The organism is Arthrobacter sp. EPSL27, assembly GCF_001512305.1.
Lineage (GTDB): Bacteria > Actinomycetota > Actinomycetes > Actinomycetales > Micrococcaceae > Arthrobacter.
In genome coordinates, this window is record NZ_LNUT01000004.1 from 423,126 (window position 1) to 444,563 (window position 21,438).

Here is a 21,438-nt window from a genome sequence, read left to right on the forward strand (position 1 = left end):
GAAGAATGGGCATGTCCTATGCTCACGCGTCCGGGCGCTTGGCCGGGGAGCGGTCCTATAGGATTTGACCATGAAACCAGCTTCACCCGGGGCCGGCACCGGGACCCGCCCCGCAGGCCGACCCGTCAGTCGCCAGGTCCTCGCAGACCACGTCTACGAGGAACTCCTGGCGTCGCTGATGGACGGGCGGCTTGAGCCCGGGGCTGCGGTGAGCATCGACGGAACCGCCCGGGAGCTGGACGTGTCCCCGACGCCCGTCCGCGAAGCGCTTGCCAGGCTGGAACACACCGGTATGGTCCGCCGCGTGGCGCTCAAGGGGTACCGGGTGGCGCCGGTCTTCACCCAGGAAGACTTCGCCGAGCTCATGGAGGCGCGCCTGGCAATAGAGCCCGTGAACGCCCGTCTTGCATGCGCCCGGCTTACCCCGGCGCACCTCGCCGAGCTGACGCAGGCCGTCGCGGATCTCAAGCAGGCACCGCGAGGCCCGTCGTTTGCCGAATACCGCGACTACCTGGAGGCGGACGAGCGTTTCCACCGGCTGATCGCTGAATACACCGGCAACCAGTTTATGGTTGCCGCCTACGCGGCCCTCGGCGGGCAGGTCCAGCGCTTCCGGCTCTTCGGGGGAGTGGGCATCACCGACGCCGAACACGCCATCGCCGAGCATCAGTCCGTGCTGGACGCGTTCTCCTCCGGCGATCCGGACAAAGCGGCCGACGCCATGGCCGAGCACGTGCGCCGGGTCCGAGGCCGCGCCATCGCCGACGCACCTGCCGGCTGACGGCGCACGGCGCCCCGGAGAACCGATACCAGCGTACGGGCTCATGATCCCAGCCGGCGGCTGACACCGGCAGCCGGGCGGGCCCCTGGTCCGACACCCCAAGTCCTGTAGCCCCGGCTAACGGCCTCACCGGCGCGGATTTGCCCACCCGTAGGGCGAGAGGATTCCGTGAACGGCCCTGATCTTACATTCCGTAGGAATGCCCTATAGGATCTTCGATTGTTGCTGCCGATTCTGATGTGACCTTGACAACATCAATCCCGATAGTAAATCCTATAGGAAACAGGATTACACGAAGGAGTGAACCCCATGGCCTACACAGCCGATAACTGGCCCATCACCGCAGCACTCCTGCAGTTCCCGGGAACCGATGTGCAGGGCAACCACGTCAACGATGCCGACGCCTCCGCCTGGGCCGAGGTTCTCACCGAGGTCAAGGACGCCGGCTTCGCCAATGCCGACCTCACGGACAGCTGGGTCCGCCCGGGCGATTTGAGCTCTGCCAGGCTTGCCGAGTTCAGGCAGACCGCGGACAACGTCGGCATCGGCATCCCCGTCATCTCCGCTATCCGCCGCAGTGTCATCGAGGAAGGAAACTGGGAAGCCAACCTGGCGTACAGCCACCGCACCATCGACGCCGCCGCCGAGCTGGGCTGCGAGGTTGTCTCATTCGGACTGCACCAGGCCATCACCGCCGAGCAGCAGAAGCAGCTCTGGTTCTGGACAATCGACGGATACAAGGACCCAGTGGGGGACAAGGAAACCTGGGGCAAGGCCGTCAGCCGCCTACGCGAACTTGGCCAGCACGCGGCCGAGGTCGGTGTCCTGCTCTCGCTCGAAATGTACGAGGACACCTACCTGGGCACCGCGGATTCCTCGGTCCAACTGGTCCAGGACATCGGCCTGGCCAACGTCGGCCTCAACCCGGACATCGGCAACCTCATCCGGCTGCACCGCCCGATCGAGGACTGGCGCGAAATGGTTGCCAAGACCCTCCCGTACTCCAACTACTGGCACATGAAGAACTACATCCGCGACGAGGACGTTGCCCGCGACACCTACGTTGCCATGCCGGCTCCGATGGAAAGCGGCCTCATCAACTACCGCGAGGCGTTCAAGGTAGCTCTCTCCGTTGGCTTCCAGGGCATCCTCTGCACCGAGCACTACGGCGGCGACGGTCTCAGCGTCACAGCCAGCAACCAGAACTACCTCCGCCGCCAGGTCCTGCCGAAGACCGACGGTTATGCCCTCGGCACCAGCCAGGTGGCCCAGAGTCGGCAGCTGCCGGCAGCCACGGCACTCGCCGGCGTCTGAGCGGGCAGCTGAAAAGCCGGCAGCTGAAAACTGAGCGTCTGACAGGGCGCTGAACGAACGCCGGCACCGGCGCGTGGTGCGGCCGTCAAACCAATTGGGGGCGGCCGCACCACCCCAGTTTCACCCCAGCTCTTTACCCACAGCTCCACTTCACCAACACGGATTCGATGAGGAACCATGACCCAGATCTTCGACAACCCCGCTGACTTTGCGGATGAGGCGTTGGACGGCTTTGTGGCAGCCAACCGCGGGTACGTCGCCCGCGTCGACGGCGGCGTCGTCCGCTCCACCGAGGTCCCGGCCGGGCAGGTTGCCCTGGTGGTCGGTGGCGGCTCCGGGCATTACCCTGCCTTCGCCGGACTTGTGGGGCCCGGACTTGCCGCCGGCTCGGCCTGCGGCAACATGTTCGCGTCGCCCGCGGCCGGCCAGGTCTACCGCGTCGCCAAGGCCGCCAGTGCGGGGGGCGGCGTGCTGCTGAGTTACGGCAACTACGCCGGCGACGTCCTGCATTTCGGCCAGGCCCAGCTCCGCCTCAACGCCGAAGGCATCGAAACCCGCACGGTCCTGGTCACGGATGACATTGCCAGCGCGCCGCTGGACCAGATCGAGAAGCGGCGCGGCATTGCCGGCGACCTGACGGTGTTCAAAATCGCCGGCGCCGCCGCCGAAGCGGGACTGGACCTGGACGGCGTCGAACGTCTGGCTATCAGGACGAACTACCGCACGCGGTCCCTCGGTGTGGCCTTCGACGGGTGCACGCTGCCTGGCGCCGACGCGCCGCTGTTCACTGTTCCGGAAGGGCACATGTCCCTTGGTCTGGGCATCCACGGCGAACCGGGCATCTCAGATCACCCGATGCCCACCGCCTCCGAGCTGGCCGAACTCCTGGTCAGCCGGCTCCTCGCCGACAAGCCGCACGACGCCGGCAGCCGCGTCGTCGCGATCGTCAACGGACTTGGCACCGTCAAGTACGACGAGCTGTTCCTGCTGTTCGGCAAGATTGAGAAGCTTCTCATTGCGGCCGGGCTCACCGTGGTGGAACCGGAATGCGGAGAGCTTGTCACCAGCCTGGACATGTCCGGACTGTCCCTGACGCTGCTGTGGCTGGATGAGGAGCTCGAGCACTACTGGGCCGCCCCGGCCGACACCCCGGCGTTCCGCAAGGGCAGCCTGGCACCCCGGCCCCGCCGCGAACTCGCCGGCCCGGAGGCCGCGGAGACCGCCGACGTCGAACGCCCCACCCCGGCCGCGGCAGAGCTTGGACGGCAGGCGGCGGCAGTACTCCGCCAGGTCCGGGACGTCGTCGTCGAACACGAAGACGAGTTGGGCAAGCTGGACGCAATCGCCGGCGACGGCGACCACGGCATCGGGATGCGCCGCGGCGTGGAAGCAGCGGTCACCGCGGCTGAGCAGACGGCAGCGAACGACGGCGGCGCGTCGCCGGCGAGCGTCCTGACCGCCGCGGGGGAAGCGTGGAGCGAACGCGCGGGCGGCACCTCCGGCGCGCTCTGGGGATCCGCGATCATCGCCGCGGGGCTGGCGCTGGGCAACCGGGTCAGCTACTCCGGCGAGGATGCCGCGGATGCGGTCACCGCCTTCGCCGAGGCGATCACGGAACTGGGCAAGGCAGACCGCGGGGACAAGACCATGGTGGACGCCCTGCTTCCGTTCCGGGACGCGTTCTGCACGGCGCTCGGCGGCGGCGCGTCCGCCGGAGACGCGCTCGCTGCTGCCGCCGCCGCAGCCCGGGCCGCAGCAGACGCGACCGCTGACCTCCGCCCGCTCAAGGGACGCGCCCGGCCGCTCGCGGAGAAGAGCCTCGGCCACCCGGACCCGGGAGCGGTTTCGTTCGCCCTCATCGCAGCACAGATTTCCGCCCACACCGAGGGCCGGCTCGCCAACCCCGAACTGGCCAAGCAAGGAGCACAGGCATGAGCACATCAACAGGCTGGCGCGTCGTCGTCGGCAACGACGAGGCCGGCGTCGAATACAAAAACGCCCTCAAAGCCCTGCTTGAGGCGGACCCGCGCGTCGCCTCCGTGCGGGACATCGGAGTCGGTGCCAACGACTCCACCGCCTACCCCCACGTGGCCGTGGACGCCGCACGCAAAGTCGCCGACGGCGACGCCGACCGGGCCCTGCTCATCTGCGGCACCGGCCTGGGCGTGGCCATCGCGGCCAACAAGGTCCCCGGCATCCGCGCCGTCACCGCGCACGACAGCTACTCGGTAGAACGGTCCGTCCTCAGCAACAACGCCCAGGTCCTCACGCTCGGACAGCGTGTCATCGGCCTGGAACTCGCCAAGAAGCTCGTCAGCGAATGGCTGGGCCACCGCTTCGACGAAACCTCCTCCTCCGCCGCCAAGGTGGACGCCATCTGCTCCTACGAGCCCGAATACACGAAGGCAGTCTGACATGACCGAATCAGCAGCCACAGCCGCCGCCAACGCCGCCCGCAGGATCGCCGTCGTGGGTTCCGGATACATGGGCGGCGGAATTGCGCAGGTCCTCGCGCTCGGCGGTGCCCGCGTGGCCCTCGCCGATGTGTCCGCCGAAGTGGCGCAGAAGAACTACGAGCGGCTGCTGGCCGAATCGGACGACTTCGTCGCCGCCGGGCTTTTCCCTGAAGGCTCCACCGCCATCTTGAAGGAAAACCTCTGGGCGGCCCGGGACATCGAGGAAGCCGTGGCAGGGGCCGACTTCATCGAGGAAGCCGTCCCCGAAGTCATCGCCATCAAGCACCAGACGCTGGCCCGCATCAGCGCTGCCGCCCGGCCGGACGCCGTCATCGGGTCCAACACGTCCACAATCTCCATCGCCGAGCTGTCCGAGCCTGTCACCAACCCGGGCCGGTTCCTGGGCGTGCATTTCTCCAACCCGTCCCCTTTCATTCCGGGCGTGGAAATCATCCCTCACGCCGGTACATCGGCCGCCACCATCGGCGCTGTCCGCGACCTCGTCCACGCCGCCGGCAAGCAGACCGCCGTCGTCAAGGACGTCACCGGCTTCGTGCTCAACCGCCTCCAGTACGCCTTGTTCCACGAGGCCGCCCAGCTGGTGGAGCAGGAGATCGCAACAGCGGAGGACATCGACACCCTCGTCCGCACCACGTTCGGTTTCCGGCTGCCGTTCTTCGGGCCGTTCGCGATCGCCGACATGGCAGGGCTGGACGTCTACAACTTCTGCTACAAATCGCTGCAGACCGAGTTCCCGGAACGGTTTGCGACGCCGAAGGTCCTCAGCGATCTCGTCGACGCCGGGAAGCTGGGCACCAAGACCGGCGCCGGCTTCCTCAACGTCCCCGCCGAGCGCACGCCCGAACTCATCGCCTACCGGAACAAGGCGTACGTGGCCATGCAGAAGCTCATCGATGAGCTCGGCCCCGCCCCCATCAACTAAACCCCGCCACCTTCACGCCTACAGGAGCAACTCCCATGAGCACTTTCCCCGCAGAACGCACCGCGATCGTCACCGGCGCCGTCTCGGAGCGCGGCATCGGCCGTGCGACCGCCAACTACCTGGCCGCGCAGGGCTGGAACGTCGGCATCATCGATCTTGACGACGCCCTGTGCAAGGCGGCGGCCAAGGAACTGGCCGCCGAACACGGCGTCAAGGCGTTTGGCGCCGGCGCCAACGTCTCCGACGAGGCGTCCGTCCGCGCGGCGATCGACGCGATCGAGGCCGAACTGCCGCAGATCGTCGCCCTGGCCAATGTGGCCGGCGTCAGCTCGCCCGTCCCGTACCTGGAACTCGACGCCGCCGAGTGGGACCGGGTGCTGAACATCAATCTCAACGGCGTGCACTACGCCACCCGCCGCGTCGCCGAATCCATGGTGAAAAACAGGATCGGGCGCATCGTCAACATCTCCTCCGTCTCCGCCCAGCGCGGCGGCGGCACGTTCTCCAAGACGCCGTACTCCGTTGCCAAGGCCGGCGTGATCGGGCTAACCCGCTCCACTGCCCGCGAACTCGGCGAATACGACATCACGGTCAACGCCATCTCCCCGGGCCCCATCGACACCGACATCATGGGCGGCACCCTCAGCGAGGAGCGCAAGAACGAACTCACCCAGGACCTCGTGGTGAATCGGGTGGGTTCCACCCGGGACATCGCGGCCGCCATCGCCTTCCTCATCAGCGAGGACGCCGGCTACATCTCCGGCCAGACGCTGAATGTGGATGGCGGTCTTTACATGCACTAGGGAAGAAGCAACGTGGAACAGCCCAAAAACACGCCCACACCAGGGTTCGCGGCCTGGAGCAAAGCACGGAAGCTCTACCTCGCCGTCGGCGTCCTGGCCTGCCTGGCCGGAATCATGATCATCGCCTTCTCACGCTAGGACGGCTGCGGCGCCGCTCCACCGCTTTTCACGCACCTGATCCATCCCATTGAGTTACACCACTGATTGCTCGACGAGGAGTTTTTGATGTCCGTAACAACAACCTCCACAAGGGACCTACTGGAAACGCCGGTACTGAAATCGGCGATCTCCAAGGCGTCCTTCCGGCTGATGCCCATGCTGGTCATCCTCTACGTGGTCGCCTTCCTGGACCGCACCAACGTGGGCTTCGCCGAGGCCGCCCTCGAAGTGGACCGGGGCATCACGGCCGGGGCCTACGCCCTGGGAGCCGGGATCTTCTTCATCGGCTACGCCATCTTCGAAATACCCAGCAACCTCCTGCTGACCAAGTTCGGGGCCAAAATCTGGCTGGCCCGCATCGCCATCACCTGGGGCATCGTCTCCGCGTGCTTCGCATTCGTCCAGGGCGAGACCTCGTTCATCATCCTGCGGTTCCTCCTCGGTGTCACCGAGGCCGGACTCTTCCCCGGCGTCATCATGTTCCTCGCGGCGTGGTTCCCCAATAAGGTCCGCGTCAAGATGTTTGCCATCTTCTACCTGGCGCAGCCTTTCTCCCAGATGATCGGCGCGCCACTGTCCGGCTGGCTGATCAACATCGGCGACCAGGTCCCCGGCGTCCAGGGCTGGCAGGTCATGTTCTTCGTGGAGGGCATGCTGGCGGTTGTTGCCGGCATCGCCGCGTTCTTCTTCCTCATCAACAGCCCCCAGGACGCCAAGTTCCTCAACAAGGACGAGAAGAAGGCACTCCTGGACGTCATGGCACTGGAGGACACCGTCAAGGAGGAGACCGGCCCGCGCGGCGTGCTCGCCGCCATGAAGAACGGCAAGGTCTGGTACTTCACAATCATCTATTTCTGCCTCCAGATCGCCGTCTACGGTGTGACGTTCTACCTTCCGCAGCAGGTCGCCCAGCTGACCGGCCAGAAAGTCGGCTTCGCGGTGGGCATGATGGCCGCCATCCCGTGGTTCTTCGGCCTCTTTGCGTGCTACTTCATCGGCAAGGCCGCCAACACCGTGATCCGCCGCCGTGTCTGGGGCACCGGGTTGTTCATCTCCACCGGCCTGTGCATCTTCGGGTCCGCGTGGGCGGGCGCCAACCAGCTTCCGGTGCTGGGCATCCTTTTCATTACCCTGGCCGTCTGCAGCTTCCTTTCCATCGGGCCCATCGCCTGGTCCTACCCGACGGCGTTCCTCACCGGCACCGCCGCGGCGGCCGGCATCGGCCTCATCAACTCCCTCGGCAACCTGGGAGGCTTCGTGGCGCCGATCCTGCGGACCTCGGTCAACCAGATCACCGCATCGGATACCGGCACCATGGGCGTCTACGCCCTGGGTGTGCTCCCGTTCCTGGCCGCGGCCATGATGTTCGCGACCAAGCGGTTCAAGAACAAGGCCGACGACCTCCTGGAACAGTAGGAACCGTTCAGCCGCCTCCGGCACTCCCGGCGCCTCACCCGTGCCGGGAGTGCCAACCGGTTCACCCAGTTTCAAGCAGGAAGCATCAACACATGCAGCAAAGTGGAACCAGCCAGACCTTCCCGCCCCTGCTGGTGGGTGTCAGCTCCAAGATGTATCTGGGCTACCAGGACAGCCTGACGTGGCTGGCGCAGCTGCGCCACGAAGTGGACACCCGCCCGGCCCTCGCGGCCGGGCGGGTTGTCCCGTTCGTGATTCCATCCTTCCCGCTCCTCCCGGCGGCCGCCGCGCTGCTGGCCGGTTCGCCGCTAATACTCGGTGCGCAGAACTGCGGCTGGGCCGACGGGCCGTGGACCGGGGAAGTGGCCCCGTCCATGCTCGCGGAACTCGGCGTCGGCCTCGTCGAAATCGGGCACGCCGAACGCCGCCGGCACTTCAGCGAAGACGACCTGATGATTAGGCGAAAAGTCAGCGCGGCGGCTGCCGCCGGGCTGGCGCCGCTGCTCTGTGTGGGAGAGCTCGACCACGGCAGTGCCGAGCACGCGGCAGAGTTTGTGTACCGCCAGGTGCGGTCCGCCGTGGACGACGACTGGGAGCTCGCCGGCCGGGTCGTCCTCGCGTACGAACCGGTTTGGGCCATCGGCGCGGCGGAGCCCGCGGCCGCGAGGTACGTCTCCGACGTCGTCCGGCAGCTCCGGAGCCGCCTCGCCCCCTCCGGTCTGGAGGACCTTCCCGTCATCTACGGCGGCTCGGCCAAGCCCGGGCTCCTGCCGGCGCTCGAGAGCGTCTCCGGTCTTTTCCTGGGCCGGTTCGCCCATGATCCGGCGAACTTCGGCATGGTGCTGGACGAGGCACTCCTGCTGGCCGAGGGCATTCCCGCGGCCCGCTGAGCAGGTCCCCGCGCGGCCCACCTGTACCGGTGGACATATCCCACGGGAGCCGCGAGCAATGGGCAGAATGCCATTGTGCTCACTGGTTTGCGGCGAAGAATGAGCATGTCCCATGGCAGCTGACCGTCACGGCTGGACATGTCCTCCTTGGGCCACGAAGGGTGGGCGAAAAGCTATCGTGTCCACTGATCGCATTTAAGAATGGGCATGATCCCCAAAGAGGGAACGGGTCCTCCAAAGTTGGAGCTCTTCCTTGAGGTGTCCGCAGCGTTCGCAATCATGCACTCAACCATATTTTCTGCTTATACCGCTTTATTTCTGGCCTAGCGTATATCCAAAATCCTCAAGCGTGTAGATTCGACCATTCAATTCAACCTTCGTGTACCCCTTGCGGGGTGCCTCCAAGCCATTGAAAGCTGTTCCAAAGACTAGCAGCGCCTCCACTGCAATCTTCATCCAATATTGCTTTTCGGTGCCGTCCCTGAAGGTGCGATTGACCAAGTGCTTGGCTCTACTTTGAGCTCGAGGGGCGCTGCCAAAGGTGATGAATTTGAACAGTGTGAACCTAAGTCCAGTTTCAGGATCAACGGCGTATTCTCGCGACGTGGTAAAAGGAATTCCGCCGCTTGCACTTAGCAGCTCGAAAACTTCGGTGGTGTAGCGGCTTCCTGTTACCAACCATTCGAGATATAGCCCGGCGTCGGCATCTGCGACCCGAGGCACCAGGTTGTCCGCGGTTTTTTCGACCCTAAACATGCAAATCTCTCCCAGACTAGCGAAGTGCCAGCCCCTCTAAGCTCCGGCCAGTGGGGTCAAGCCACGACTATCATCACGTAAAGGGTGCTTACTGTCATTCGTCCGGTTCAGGAAGCCACCGACCGCTGGCACAGTCCGATGAACCCGCCCAGCTGCTCCAGGCCCTCGGGGTGGACGGGCAGGTAGTTGGTCAGCTCCGGCGCCCGGATCACGACGCCACGCCACTGGCCGCGGGATACCGCCACATTGATCCGGTTGCGCGAGAGCAGGAATTCCATGCCGCGCGGCGCCTCAGCCACGGCGGAGCACGCCATGGATACAACCACGACGGCGGCCTCCTGGCCCTGGAACTTGTCCACCGTGCCCACCCGGACGCCGGGCAGCCCTGCTGCATCGAGGGCCTCGCGGATCACGTTGACCTGGGCGTTGTAGGCGGCCACCACCAGAATGTCCGCCACATCCAGCGGCCGTGTGCCCTCTTCCGTATGCCAGGTCAGCCCCAGATGCCGGGTGACCTGGCGGACCACCTCGGCAGCCTCCTCGACAGACGACGTGATGTTGCCGCTGTGCTCCAGCATGACGGTTTCGATTCCGGCAGGGGCCCCCTCGAGCCGCCGAAGGTCCGCGGCCGGCGCGGACCGCAACCTGCCCTCGTACGAGAGCTCGGAGACCGCCCGGCACAGTTCCGAGTTCATCCGCCACGAGTCGGCCAGGAAATAGCCCAGTTCCGGCGGGAGCGTGGCATGCCCGGCGGAAACCCAGCCCAGCGCCGACTCGTCCACCGGCTCGGGGTGGGCGCCCTGGCTGACCTGCGGCAGCTGCTGCGGATCGCCAAGCAGCAGCAGCCGGCTGCTCGCCTGCGCCACGGCCAGGGTATTGGCCAGCGAGAACTGCCCGGCCTCGTCAATAACCAGCAGATCCAGCGCACCGGCCGGAACAGTGGCGCCCGTCATGGTCCACGCCGTGCCTCCGATCAACGCGCCGCCAGGCTTGCCCAGCAGCGCCGCCACATCCTTGGCGGACCGCTGCCCCCAGGGCAGAGCTTCACTGTGTTTCACATCCTTCGCCACCAGTTCCGGATCGACGCCGGCCTTCACCACCGCCGTCTTCAGGAGGTTTTCCACCACCGCGTGCGACTGCCCGACGACGCCCACCTTCCACCCGTGGGCCACCAGCCGGGCGATGACGTGCGATCCCACGTATGTCTTGCCCGTCCCGGGCGGACCCTGCACCGCCAGATAGGAATGGTCCAGGGCCAGCACCGCGTCCGTAATGGCATCGACAAACCGGTCCGGGCCCTCCCCGGGCGCCGGCAGAGCCGCCCCGGAGGCCAGCCGGGGCGGAACCCGGCGCACCAGGTCCAGCGCCGGGTGGCGCGGAAACTCAGGCCGCCCAGTCTGCAGCGCCGCGGTGACATTTGAGGCCAGGACAGCCAGCGCATCCTCGATGCTCTTGGTCTGGATGGGCTGGTCCTCGGTCAGCGCAACGGGAACCTGATGGTACGGGTCGATGTTCTTGCGGAGCTTGTCCCGGATGACCACGGTGTCCCTGCCATCCTCGTGGCCCAGCTCCAAAACCTCCGTCCCGAACCAGCCGTTGCGGCCGGTCCCGTTGATGCCCGTGCCCTCAAGCCCTGCCGGAAGCGGCGGCTCGTACATACGGAACCACGTGCTGCCCTCACGGAGGTCCGAGCCGGGGCTGACCGTGCCGATCAACTTCACCTTCCGCTCCGGAAGCTTCGCGCCGTCCTTCCACCATTCCTCGAGCACCTCCGCGTCCTCAACGAGGAAGACATTGCGGTCCTGCTGGTGGTGCGTGTCCGGGCCGTTCTCGCACCGGTCGAAGTGCGCCCACCAGAACGCTTTGCGCTCCCTCCGGTGGTAGCTGACGGCCGCCGCCAGCATAGAAACCGCCTTCCGGTCATCCCCGGAAAGCCCGACGGCGGCCCCCGCCGCCTCGGCCAGCGCCACTTCCAGCGGATCCAGGTCGGCTAACTCCGAGCCCGGCTCCGGGCTCACACCGACGGCATCGTCCGCTGCTGCGGGCGGTCCGCCGCCCGGACCGCCGCTGCCGGGCTGGATCCCGCGCTCCCGGGCCAGGCCCAGGAGCCAGTCCCGGAGTTCCAGGGTGGAGAGGCAGTCGTACTCGTTGTAGTCCGCAATCCCGGCGAGGATGGCGTCGGCTTCCTCGGTGTCTCCGTTGTCGCGCGCGTCGCAGTAGCGGGCGTAGGCCACCACCGATGCGCCGGCGTCCTTCACGTCCCCGGTGCGCAGGTTGGTCCCCATGTACAGCGGCTCGAGTTTCTTGATGCTGTAGGAATTCTCAGAAATCCGGAGGCTATTGCGGACCGTCTGGTACAGGTCCACCAGCAGCCCCTCGCGGAGCCACCCGTCCACGGTGTCCTCGCCGGCCACGTGCATCACGGAGAGCTTCCGCAGCGCAGTTTTCTCGTACGGGGCGTAGTGGTAGACGTGCATGTCGGGGTAGTCCCGCCGGCGCTTCTCCACGTAGTCGAGGAAGTCGAGGAACGCCTGCTTCTCCGCCTCGCGGGTGTGCGCCCAGAACGGCCGGAACACCCCGGGCTCGCCGGGAGCCGCCGGCGCCTCCATAACGCCGAACAGGTACTCCAGCCCCCAGACGCCTGTGGCGCTTTCCTGCCACAGGGGATCACCTTCGAAGTCGAAAAAGATGTCCCCCTCGCTCGGCGGGGGCAGTTCCGCGAGCGTGTTCTCCGGAATCACGCCGAAGCGGATGCTGTGCTTTTCGCCGTCCTTGACGAACTGCACCTCACCATCCGCGGGGCCGATGCCGCTCTGCATCCGGGCCTGCTCCTGCAGCCGCAGCTGTGCCGCGCTGGGGCTGGCCAGGGCCGCCTCGGCGAGCTGGCGGACCGTGCGGATCCCCTCGGCGCGGAACTTCTTGCGCTGGGCCGAATTCATCCGGGCCACAAGCAGCAGGTCGTCGGTGGCTTTGACCTGTTCCTGGCAGTAGTCGCAGCGGCCGCACGCGATAATACCGGGGGTGTCCCAGGCCACGGTGCCGGGCTGCGCCCGATGCGCCGAGGTCAGCGCCACGAACCTGTCCCTCCGCTCCCGGAAAACCGGCAGCACCTCGGCGAGCTTGTGGTGGCTGCGGACGTAGTCGAAGCCGCCGTCCGGGAGCTGCACGGTAGCGCCGAGGACCAGTGTCACGTCCGGGGCCGGGGTGATCCCGGCCTTCAGGAGCTGGTCGCCGTAGGCCGCCAGCTGGAGCAGGGCGGACACCTTCGCGTGGCGGGCCAGCTTGGTGTCGAAGACGGCGTAACTGCCGCCGGCCTGCCGGACCAGGAAGTCCGAGCGGCCGTGGAACTGGCCGTCAAAGAACGCGGCCTGGAAAACGACGTCGGCCCCCGCGCGGAGCGCATCGATCGACTCGGCGTGCTTGGCCTCCAGTGTGGCGCGGTCCATGGCCTCCGCCGGGACCACGTCGTACACGCCGCGCCCCGCGGCCGGGTCCCAGTGGCCGAAGTCCGCCACGAACCGATCGAGCACCTTCCGCTCGTGGAGGTCGCCCAGGACGGCGGCGTGCCTGAGCATCTCATCGTCCGCGAACTCTGCCTTGGGGGCGCGGCCCAGCTTCTCGTCGAGCTTCCGGAGCAGCTGGTACTCACAGCTGGCGGCGATCACCAGATCGCTCGCGGAGAAAATCAGGTCCCGTGCGGAACCCGGCACTTCCGGTTCAACGAAAAACACTGTGCCCCCGATGTTGGTGTGCTGCGGCTCTGCGGCCCGGACGTGCAGCCGGTGCTGCCAGCCCGTCTGTTCTTCAAGCTATCAAAGCCCTCCGACAATCCGGCGCGGACCCTGGACGGGAGGGGCTGGTTCCTGTCACAGGCCCGGCGTAGGGTCTGGTGACATGACCGAACAGCAACCCTTCGAGCTGGTCCAGCGCTACGCACACTTCGAGCTGCGCCGCTATCCCGCGCACGTTGTGGCCGAGATCCAGGTCAACGCAATGTTCGACCGGGCCGGCAATGCGGCCTTCCGGCACCTGTTCAATTACATCAGCGGCAACAACAATGCCCGGCAGAAGCTGGCCATGACGGCCCCGGTGGTCCAGGCGCCGGGACCGTCGCAGAAGCTGGCGATGACCGCCCCGGTGATCCAGAGCGGTCCGCTGCCGGGACGTGGCGGACCCGCAGACTTTGTCGTCGCCTTTGTGCTCCCTGCCGGCACGACGGCGGAGACGGCGCCGGTCCCTGCGGACCCCCGGGTCAGGATCCGGGCAATCCCCGCGTCGCTGGCGGCTGCCCTCCGGTTCTCGGGCAGCGGCTCGGCAGCTGCTTTCGAACGGCGCAACGAGGGGCTCCAGGCCGCGCTGGTGCTGGCCGGCCTGACCGCCGTGGGGCCGCCGCGGTTCGCCCAGTTTGATCCTCCGTTCAAGCCGTGGTTCCTGCGGCGGAACGAGGTAGTCCAGGACGTGCAGGAGCCTGCGCCGCCCGCAGGCAAGCCCGGCCCCTGACGGCGGTAAGGCAAAATGGCAGGGTGACTCAACTCCCGCACCGCCCTTCCCCGTCAGCTTCCACAGCGCCGCCCAAAACCCAGGCTTCCCAGACCCAGGAGTCGGGCATCGCCGCCCAGATCGCCGCCGAACTCGGCGTCCAGGCCTGGCAGGTCAAGGCGGCGGTGGAGCTGCTCGACGGCGGCTCCACCGTGCCGTTCATCGCCCGGTACCGCAAGGAAGCCACCGGGACGCTCGATGACACCCAGCTCCGCGACCTGGAGGAACGGCTGCGGTACCTCCGCGAGCTGGAGGACCGCCGCCGGACCGTTCTCGAGGCGATCGCCGCCCAAGGCGCGCTGACCCCGGAACTGCAGGCCGCCGTCGTCGCCGCCGACACCAAGTCGCGGCTGGAGGACATCTACCTGCCGTTCAAGTCCAAGCGCCGCACCAAGGCGCAGATCGCCCGCGAAGCCGGGCTGGAACCGCTGGCCGACGCCCTCCTGAAGCGGCCGGAGCTGGACCCGGAACGTGAAGCGGCTAAATACCTCAACGCCGAGCACTCCGTCGGGGACGCCGCGGCCGCGCTCGCCGGGGCCCGCGCCATCCTGGTGGAGCGGGTGGCGCAGGACGCCGACCTGGCCGCCACACTCAGGGAGAGGCTCTGGACCCAGGGCCGCATGGTGTCCCGCGTCAAGAAAGGCAAGGACGCCGAAGGACAGAAGTTCAAGGACTACTTCGAGTTCTCCCAGCAGCCGGCCGGCATGCCCTCGCACCGCGTGCTGGCACTGCTGCGCGGCGAGAAGGACGGCGTGCTGGAGTTGGATCTCGCCGAGGCGGAACCGGACGACGACGCCGCACTCACCGCCGCGCGCGGCCGCTACGAAGCCGCTGTGGCCCGGTTCCTCGGCGTCGCCGACCGCGGCCGGCCCGCCGACGCCTGGCTGCTGCAGACCGCACAGGCCGCGTGGCGCTCACGGGTGCTGGCCCGGCTGACCGCAGACCTGCGGAGCCGGATGTTCGCCGCTGCCGAGGACGAGGCCGTGCGGGTCTTCGCCGCCAACCTCCGGGATGTGCTGCTCGCCGCGCCGGCGGGCAACCGGGCGACTCTGGGCCTGGACCCGGGGCTGCGCACCGGCGTGAAAGTGGCGGTGGTGGACAGCACCGGCAAGGTGGTGGCGACCGACACCGTCTACCCGCACGCCCCGGCCCGCAAGTGGGACGAGGCGCTGCGGACACTGGTGGGCCTGGCCCGGAAGCACGGCGTCGAACTTGTCGCGATCGGCAACGGCACGGCGTCACGGGAAACGGACAAGCTTGCCGGGGAACTGATCAAGCAGCTTTCGTCCGGTGCAGGGTCCGCGCCGCAGAAGATCGTGGTGTCCGAGGCCGGCGCATCCGTCTACTCCGCGTCGGCGCTGGCCGCAGCGGAGCTGCCCGGCATGGACGTGTCCCTGCGCGGCGCCGTGTCCATTGCCCGGCGCCTGCAGGACCCCCTCGCGGAACTGGTGAAGATCGAACCGAAGTCGATCGGCGTCGGGCAGTACCAGCACGACGTCACCTCCGCCAAGCTGGACCGCAGCCTGGACGCCGTGGTGGAGGACTGCGTGAACGCGGTGGGCGTGGACGTGAATACGGCTTCCCCGGCGCTGCTCAGCCGTGTGGCCGGCGTCGGGCCGCTGCTGAGCGAGAACATCGTGGCGTACCGGAATGAGCACGGCCCGTTCACGAAGCGCACCGAGCTGAAGAAGGTGCCGCGGCTGGGCGCGAAGGCGTTTGAGCAATGCGCCGGCTTCCTGCGTATCACCGGGGGAGTCGAGCCGCTGGACGCCTCCAGCGTGCACCCGGAGGCGTACCCGGTGGCGCGGAAGATCAAGGCGGCCGCCGGGACGGCTCCGGCCGCGGGAAGCTACGCCGCCCTGAACCCGCAGGACTTTGTGGACGGCACGTTCGGCCTGCCCACGGTGCAGGACATCATCGCCGAGTTGGAAAAGCCGGGCCGGGACCCGCGCCCGGCGTTCGCGGCGGCGGCGTTCTCCGAGGGCATCGAGAAGATCTCCGACCTCAGGCCCGGGATGGTGCTGGAGGGCACCGTCACCAACGTGGCGGCGTTCGGCGCGTTTGTCGACGTCGGGGTGCACCAGGACGGGCTGGTGCACGTGTCCGCGCTGGCCAACCGCTTCGTCTCCGATCCCCGCGAGGTGGTCAAGTCCGGGCAGGTGGTCCGGGTGAAGGTGCTGGAAGCCGATCCGGAACGGAAGCGCATCTCCCTGACGCTGCGGCTCGACGACGAACCGGCGGCGCCGAAGAAGCGTGAGCCGGGGGAGCGGGCGTCCGGCCAGCGTGAGCCGGGGCAACGTGAGCCGGGGCAGCGGACGGCCGAGCGACCGTCCGGTAAGCAGCCAGCGGGGCAACCGAGGCCGGACCGGCGGGGATCCGCCCGGCAGCCGCAGAAGCCGGCGGCCGCACCCGCCCCTGCCAATACGGCCATGGCGGAGGCGCTGAGGAGGGCCGGCCTGGGGAAGTAGGCCGGCCGGGGCCGCCTGCCGCTCGTCGCTGAATTCCTACCGCTCGGCGCACAAATAGTACGTTTGCTGACGATCTGCACCATGATTGCCGGAGGCAACGGCCCTGATCGGGGCTTTCGCCTCTATGCCGCAGGGACACCGACGTCGGAAGCAAAGGGAGCACTTATGGGCTGGCTGGACCGTGAACGAACCATCGCCCCGCCGGGATTCAACCGGTGGCTGGTGCCGCCCGCGGCGCTCGCCGTGCACTTGTGCATCGGCCAGGCGTATGCCACCAGCGTCTACAAAACAGCGCTGGTCAAGCACTTCGGCGCCAGCCTGACCGAAATCGGTGTGATCTTCTCGATCGCGATCGTGATGCTGGGCCTCTCCGCCGCGGTTATGGGCACCTGGGTGGATAAGAACGGCCCGCGCAAGGCCATGTTCACGTCGGCCGTGTTCTGGGCCAGCGGCTTCCTGATTGGTTCGCTGGGCATCTTCAGCGGCCAGCTCTGGCTGGTGTACCTCGGATACGGGTTCATCGGCGGCATCGGCCTGGGCATCGGCTACATCTCGCCGGTCTCCACCCTGATTAAGTGGTTCCCCGACCGCCCGGGACTCGCCACCGGCATGGCCATCATGGGCTTCGGCGGCGGTGCCCTGATCGCCAGCCCCGTCTCGACCGCTCTGCTCAAAATGTACGACCCCAACTCGGGCGCCCAGGGCTGGGTGGCCAGCGGCGACGCCGTCGGCAAGCTCTTCCTGACGCTCGGCGCCGTGTACCTGGCGTACATGCTGTTCGGCGCGCTCACCATCAAAGTCCCGGCCGACGGCTGGAAGCCCGCCGGCTTCGACCCGTCCAAGGTCAAGGCCGCCACCCTGGTCACAACGGACAACGTCTCCGCAAAGAACGCCGTCAAGACCCGGCAGTTCTGGCTGGTCTGGATTGCGCTCTTCTGCAACGTCACCGCCGGCATCGGCATCCTTGAGCAGGCCGCCCCCATGATCCAGGACTTCTTCCGCCAGTCCGACGGCGTGTCCCTGGTGAGTGCCGCCGTCGCCTCCGGCTTCGTGGGCCTGCTCTCGATCGGCAACATGTCCGGCCGCTTTGCCTGGTCCGCGACGTCTGACATCACCGGCCGCAAGCGCATCTACATGATGTACCTCGGGGTCGGCGCCGTGCTCTACACGGTGCTGGCGCTGGCCGGCTCCGCCACCACCTTCCTCTACGTGGCGCTCGCGTTCGTCATCATCTCCTTCTACGGCGGCGGCTTTGCCACCGTCCCGGCCTACCTGCGCGACCTGTTCGGCACGTTCCAGGTCGGGGCCATCCACGGCCGGCTCCTGACAGCGTGGTCCGCGGCCGGCATCGCCGGGCCGCTGATCGTCAACGCGTTCCTGGACGCCCAGGGCAAACCCGGCCAGCTGACCGCCGCGTCCTACCAGCCCGCGCTGCTGACCATGGTGGGGCTGCTGGTGGTCGGCTTTGTGGCCAACCTGCTGGTCAAGCCGGTGGACAGCCGCTTCCACGAGCCCCGCCCCGAACCTGCCCGCACGGAACCTGCCCGTTCCGAAGAACCCGCCATGGAGGCCTGAGATGAGCGCTGCACAAATACCTGCGAACCAGACACCTGCGAATCAGCAATATGCGAACCAGACACCTGTGAACCCGTCCACCGGGAAACTGGTGGCCGCCTGGGCGCTGGTGGGCGTGCCGCTGGGATACGGCGTTTACGAGACCCTCACCCGGGTGGCGGCCCTCTTTGGCTGATATCGCTGCAGGCTCCCTGGCCCCCTCGCGTGCTGCTGAATCGGACGGCGGCCGGGCCGACGCCGGGCACACGGACGCCCCAGCGGATTCCGCGGCGGACCTGCCGCCGGAGCCCCGGGTTGAGTTCACCCGCCCGGAGGTGTTCACCACGCGCCCCACACTTCAGGGCACCTTTGGGATGAGCGCCTCCACGCACTGGCTGGCGACGGCGGCCGCGCAGGCCGTGCTGGAGCGCGGCGGCAACGCGTTCGACGCCGCAACCGCGGGAGCCTTCGTGCTGCACGTCGTTGAGCCGCATCTGAACGGACCCGGCGGGGACATGACCGGCGTCTTCGTCACCGCGGCGGAGCCCGGCACGCCGGTGGTCCTGACGGGCCAGGGCCCGGCACCCGCCGGGGCCTCAGTGGAGCACTTCCTTGCCGAAGGCCTGGAACTGGTGCCCGGCTCCGGCGCGCTGGCCGCGGCGGTTCCTGCCGCCGTCGACGCCTGGCTCCTGCTGTTGCGCGACCACGGCACCTGGGAGCTGGGCGACGTGCTGGACTTCGCCATCGGCTACGCCCGCGACGGGCATCCGATGCTGGGCAGGGTGGGAACCACCATCGCGGCCGTGGCTGAGCTGTTCCAGGACCACTGGCCGACGTCGGCCGAGCTGTGGATGCCGGGCGGACGGATTCCGGCCGAAGGCGAGATGGTCCGGAACCCGGCCTATGCCCGGACCCTGCAGCGGCTGGTGGACGCCGGGGCTGGAGGGGGTGACTCGCGTGCGGCCAAGATCGACGCTGCCCGCCGCGAATGGCGCGAGGGGTTCGTGGCCAAGGCCATGGCGGAGTCCGTCCAGACGCCGCACCGGCACTCCTCCGGCACGGACCATCGCGGTGTCCTCGCGCTGGAAGACCTGTCCGGATTCGAGGCAGGCTACGAGGCCGCGGCCACCGTCGAGTTCCGGGGGCACACTATCGCGAAGACCGGGCCCTGGGGGCAGGGGCCGGCGCTGCTGCAGACGCTCGCCATCCTTGACGGGTTCGACGACGCGCATTTGGACCCGTCAACCGAACTCGGGACGCACACCATTCTGGAGGCCCAGAAGCTGGCCCTCGCGGACCGGGAAGCGTACTACGGCGATACCGACGTCCCGCTGGACTATCTGCTGTCTCCCGAATACTGCGCTGAGCGCCGGGCGCTGATCGGAGAGCGTGCCTCGCATGACTTCCGGCCCGGCCGTGTGCCCGGACGCGAGCCGTATCTTCCGCCGTTGCGGACGGAGTACACGCCGCCGGCGCTCGCCGGGGAGGGCTCCGCAGGGCTCGGTGTGGGGGAACCGACCGTGGCACCGAGCGGGGAAACCCGCGGCGACACGTGCCATATCGACGTCGTGGACCGCTGGGGCAACATGGTTTCTGCCACGCCGTCGGGCGGCTGGCTGCAGTCGTCCCCGGCTATCCCGGAGCTGGGTTTCTGCCTCGGCACCAGGCTGCAGATGACCTGGCTGGAGCCGGGCACACCCTCCACGCTGACGCCGGGCAAGCGCCCGCGGACCACCCTGACGCCCACCTTGGTGCTGCGCGACGGCGAGGCCGTCACCGCGCTGGGGTCGCCGGGCGGTGACCAGCAGGATCAGTGGCAACTGCCGTACCTGCTGCGCACGATCGTCGGCGGCTATTCACCGCAGCAGGCCATCGATGCGCCCACGTTCCATACGACGTCGATGCCTGGGTCGTTCTGGCCGCGCACCTGGGAGCCGGGCGGCGCCGTCGTCGAGGACCGGCTGGGTGACGAGGTCATCGCGGGGCTTGAGCGCCGGGGCCATGTGGTCACCACCGTGGGTGGCTGGACGCTGGGGCGGCTGTCCGCCGTCGTCCGTGATCCGTCCACGGGAGTGCTGCAGGCGGCGGCGAATCCCCGGGGCGCGCAGGGGTACGCGGCCGGGCGGTAGCGCCGGTGCGCCTCCGGTGCGGCTGTCAGGCAGGTGACTGGAGACGGTCCATAAAGCGGACGGACTCGGCGGCGATTTGCTGCTGGGCCAGTTCGCGGGAGATGCCCGGTTCGCCGTCCCCGGGTTGCACGCCGTAGTCCCCGAAGAACGCGTGCACGCCGCCGTCCACTGTGGCGAACTCGGCCGACGGCGGGAGCAACGGCTTTGACGCCGCCACCTTGTCGGGGGTGGTGAGCCCGTCGTTTGAGCCAGAGATGGACAGCACCTTGAGATCGCTGGAATCCGCCATGCTGTCGGCGGGGAACGAGGCGAAGAGGAGGAGCCCGGCCACGTCCAGGTTCGACTTTGCGAAGGTGGACGCGCTCACCCCGCCGAGTGAGTGGCCGCCGACGGCCCAGGAAGTGATTTCCGGATGCCGGTCCATTGCCGCGCGGGCCTGGTTGGCGTCCAGCAGCGGGATGCCCAGGGGTGCTTTCAGGATGACCACCAGATTGCCGGCGTTCGCCAGCGGGCCGAGGATGTCCTGGTAGGCCTGCGAGGCGACGCGTGCGCCCGGGTAGAAGACGATACCCGCGCTGGCCTTCCCTTCCGGAGCGAGGGTGATGGAGGTGGCGTCCTCGGTGCTGGTCCCCGAGGTTTGGCCGTCCGCTCCGCTGGGCTGCTGCGGGAACGGGTTGAGCCACAGCAGCCCGGCGACCAGGCCGAGGGCAATGAGCCGGCCTGCGAGCCCGCGGACCAGTTGCCAGGGCGAAAGGATGCGACGGCCCGGCTCATGGTGCGCCGGGTCCGGGCGCTTGTTTCCAGTGCGGACGCCGGTTCCGGCCGTGCGTCTGATGAGGATGAATGCCCAGAGGAGGCCCGCTGCAGCAGTCCCCATCAGCAGGACGGGCAACGCGGGGTGCCCGCCGAGGATGGCGATGTTGCTGAGGAGCATCCAGAGCGGCACCACTATGAGCGCGCCCGCAGCGAGTGCGCCGGTCCACCTGAGGAGGGCCCAGCCCCAGCCCGCGGACTGGGATCCAGATTGGCCGGGGTCTGTGGATTGGGTTCTTGGCTGGCCTGGGTGCGTCGCATCCTTCACCATCCGATGGTATCTCCATCATCGAGATAATCGGCTGAGGTCGACCGGCTGGACTGGCTGGTCGCAGCAGTGGTCAGGCTGCGGTGCCGAGGTGTTGGGGGTGGAAGTAGTGGTTGCGGCGGGGTTTTTGGTGGGGGTCGATGTGGGGT

General features: G+C 67.9%; 17 protein-coding genes. 14 read left to right on the forward strand and 3 right to left on the reverse strand.

What is annotated here, in order from left to right:
* The first annotated feature begins 70 nt into the window (after positions 1–70).
* From AR539_RS06720 to AR539_RS06755, 9 genes are all read left to right on the forward strand, one after another.
* Complete coding sequence (locus AR539_RS06720) at positions 71–781, forward strand: GntR family transcriptional regulator (protein WP_066433948.1); 711 nt, start codon at positions 71–73, stop codon at positions 779–781.
* 309 nt (positions 782–1,090) lie between these two features.
* Positions 1,091–2,095, forward strand: coding sequence for a sugar phosphate isomerase/epimerase family protein (locus tag AR539_RS06725; RefSeq protein WP_066433950.1), 1,005 nt, complete (start codon positions 1,091–1,093; stop codon positions 2,093–2,095).
* A gap of 177 nt (positions 2,096–2,272) precedes the next feature.
* Positions 2,273–4,030 carry a dihydroxyacetone kinase subunit DhaL gene (dhaL, locus tag AR539_RS06730; protein WP_066433955.1) on the forward strand — a complete coding sequence of 586 codons (1,758 nt, stop codon included), beginning with the start codon at positions 2,273–2,275 and terminating at the stop codon, positions 4,028–4,030.
* Positions 4,027–4,509, forward strand: coding sequence for a ribose-5-phosphate isomerase (locus AR539_RS06735; RefSeq protein ID WP_066433959.1), 483 nt, complete (start codon positions 4,027–4,029; stop codon positions 4,507–4,509). Before dhaL ends, AR539_RS06735 begins: the two co-directional genes overlap by 4 nt.
* A gap of 1 nt (position 4,510) precedes the next feature.
* Positions 4,511–5,494 (forward strand): 3-hydroxyacyl-CoA dehydrogenase family protein, encoded by a 984-nt coding sequence (locus AR539_RS06740; protein WP_066433965.1) that lies wholly within the window; start codon positions 4,511–4,513, stop codon positions 5,492–5,494.
* Positions 5,495–5,529: 35 nt separating this feature from the next.
* Complete coding sequence (locus tag AR539_RS06745; protein WP_066433968.1) at positions 5,530–6,297, forward strand: SDR family NAD(P)-dependent oxidoreductase; 768 nt, start codon at positions 5,530–5,532, stop codon at positions 6,295–6,297.
* A 12-nt stretch (positions 6,298–6,309) separates the two neighbouring features.
* On the forward strand, positions 6,310–6,435 hold the full coding sequence (locus AR539_RS19795) for a hypothetical protein (protein ID WP_269433681.1): 126 nt from the start codon (positions 6,310–6,312) through the stop codon (positions 6,433–6,435).
* 87 nt (positions 6,436–6,522) lie between these two features.
* Complete coding sequence (locus tag AR539_RS06750) at positions 6,523–7,872, forward strand: MFS transporter (protein ID WP_066433976.1); 1,350 nt, start codon at positions 6,523–6,525, stop codon at positions 7,870–7,872.
* 92 nt (positions 7,873–7,964) lie between these two features.
* Positions 7,965–8,762 carry a triose-phosphate isomerase gene (locus AR539_RS06755; protein ID WP_066433979.1) on the forward strand — a complete coding sequence of 266 codons (798 nt, stop codon included), beginning with the start codon at positions 7,965–7,967 and terminating at the stop codon, positions 8,760–8,762.
* A 312-nt stretch (positions 8,763–9,074) separates the two neighbouring features.
* On the opposite strand, the gene AR539_RS18945 is transcribed toward AR539_RS06755, so the two are convergent.
* Positions 9,075–9,518 (reverse strand): hypothetical protein, encoded by a 444-nt coding sequence (locus AR539_RS18945; protein ID WP_082699225.1) that lies wholly within the window; start codon positions 9,516–9,518, stop codon positions 9,075–9,077.
* Positions 9,519–9,625: 107 nt separating this feature from the next.
* Complete coding sequence (locus tag AR539_RS06760) at positions 9,626–13,249, reverse strand: TM0106 family RecB-like putative nuclease (RefSeq protein WP_066433982.1); 3,624 nt, start codon at positions 13,247–13,249, stop codon at positions 9,626–9,628.
* Between the two features lie 163 nt (positions 13,250–13,412).
* On the opposite strand from AR539_RS06760, the gene AR539_RS06765 reads away from it, so the two are divergent.
* The 5 genes from AR539_RS06765 to AR539_RS06780 all read left to right on the forward strand — a co-directional run bounded on the left by AR539_RS06765 (position 13,413) and on the right by AR539_RS06780 (position 20,208).
* On the forward strand, positions 13,413–14,018 hold the full coding sequence (locus AR539_RS06765) for an SOUL family heme-binding protein (protein ID WP_066433984.1): 606 nt from the start codon (positions 13,413–13,415) through the stop codon (positions 14,016–14,018).
* Positions 14,019–14,041: 23 nt separating this feature from the next.
* A complete protein-coding gene (locus AR539_RS06770; protein WP_066433985.1) occupies positions 14,042–16,525 on the forward strand; it encodes a Tex family protein in 2,484 nt (827 codons plus the stop codon).
* Between the two features lie 165 nt (positions 16,526–16,690).
* On the forward strand, positions 16,691–18,100 hold the full coding sequence (locus tag AR539_RS06775; RefSeq protein ID WP_066433988.1) for an OFA family MFS transporter: 1,410 nt from the start codon (positions 16,691–16,693) through the stop codon (positions 18,098–18,100).
* A 67-nt stretch (positions 18,101–18,167) separates the two neighbouring features.
* The gene (locus tag AR539_RS19900) at positions 18,168–18,275 is read left to right on the forward strand and encodes an MFS transporter small subunit (RefSeq protein ID WP_442854393.1); all 108 of its coding nucleotides are present in this window, start codon (positions 18,168–18,170) and stop codon (positions 18,273–18,275) included.
* 178 nt (positions 18,276–18,453) lie between these two features.
* A complete protein-coding gene (locus AR539_RS06780; RefSeq protein WP_066436200.1) occupies positions 18,454–20,208 on the forward strand; it encodes a gamma-glutamyltransferase family protein in 1,755 nt (584 codons plus the stop codon).
* Positions 20,209–20,233: 25 nt separating this feature from the next.
* Here the strand turns inward: AR539_RS06780 and AR539_RS06785 are convergent, their stop codons facing one another.
* The gene (locus tag AR539_RS06785) at positions 20,234–21,142 is read right to left on the reverse strand and encodes an alpha/beta hydrolase (protein WP_231728515.1); all 909 of its coding nucleotides are present in this window, start codon (positions 21,140–21,142) and stop codon (positions 20,234–20,236) included.
* Between the last annotated feature and the right edge of the window lie 296 nt (positions 21,143–21,438).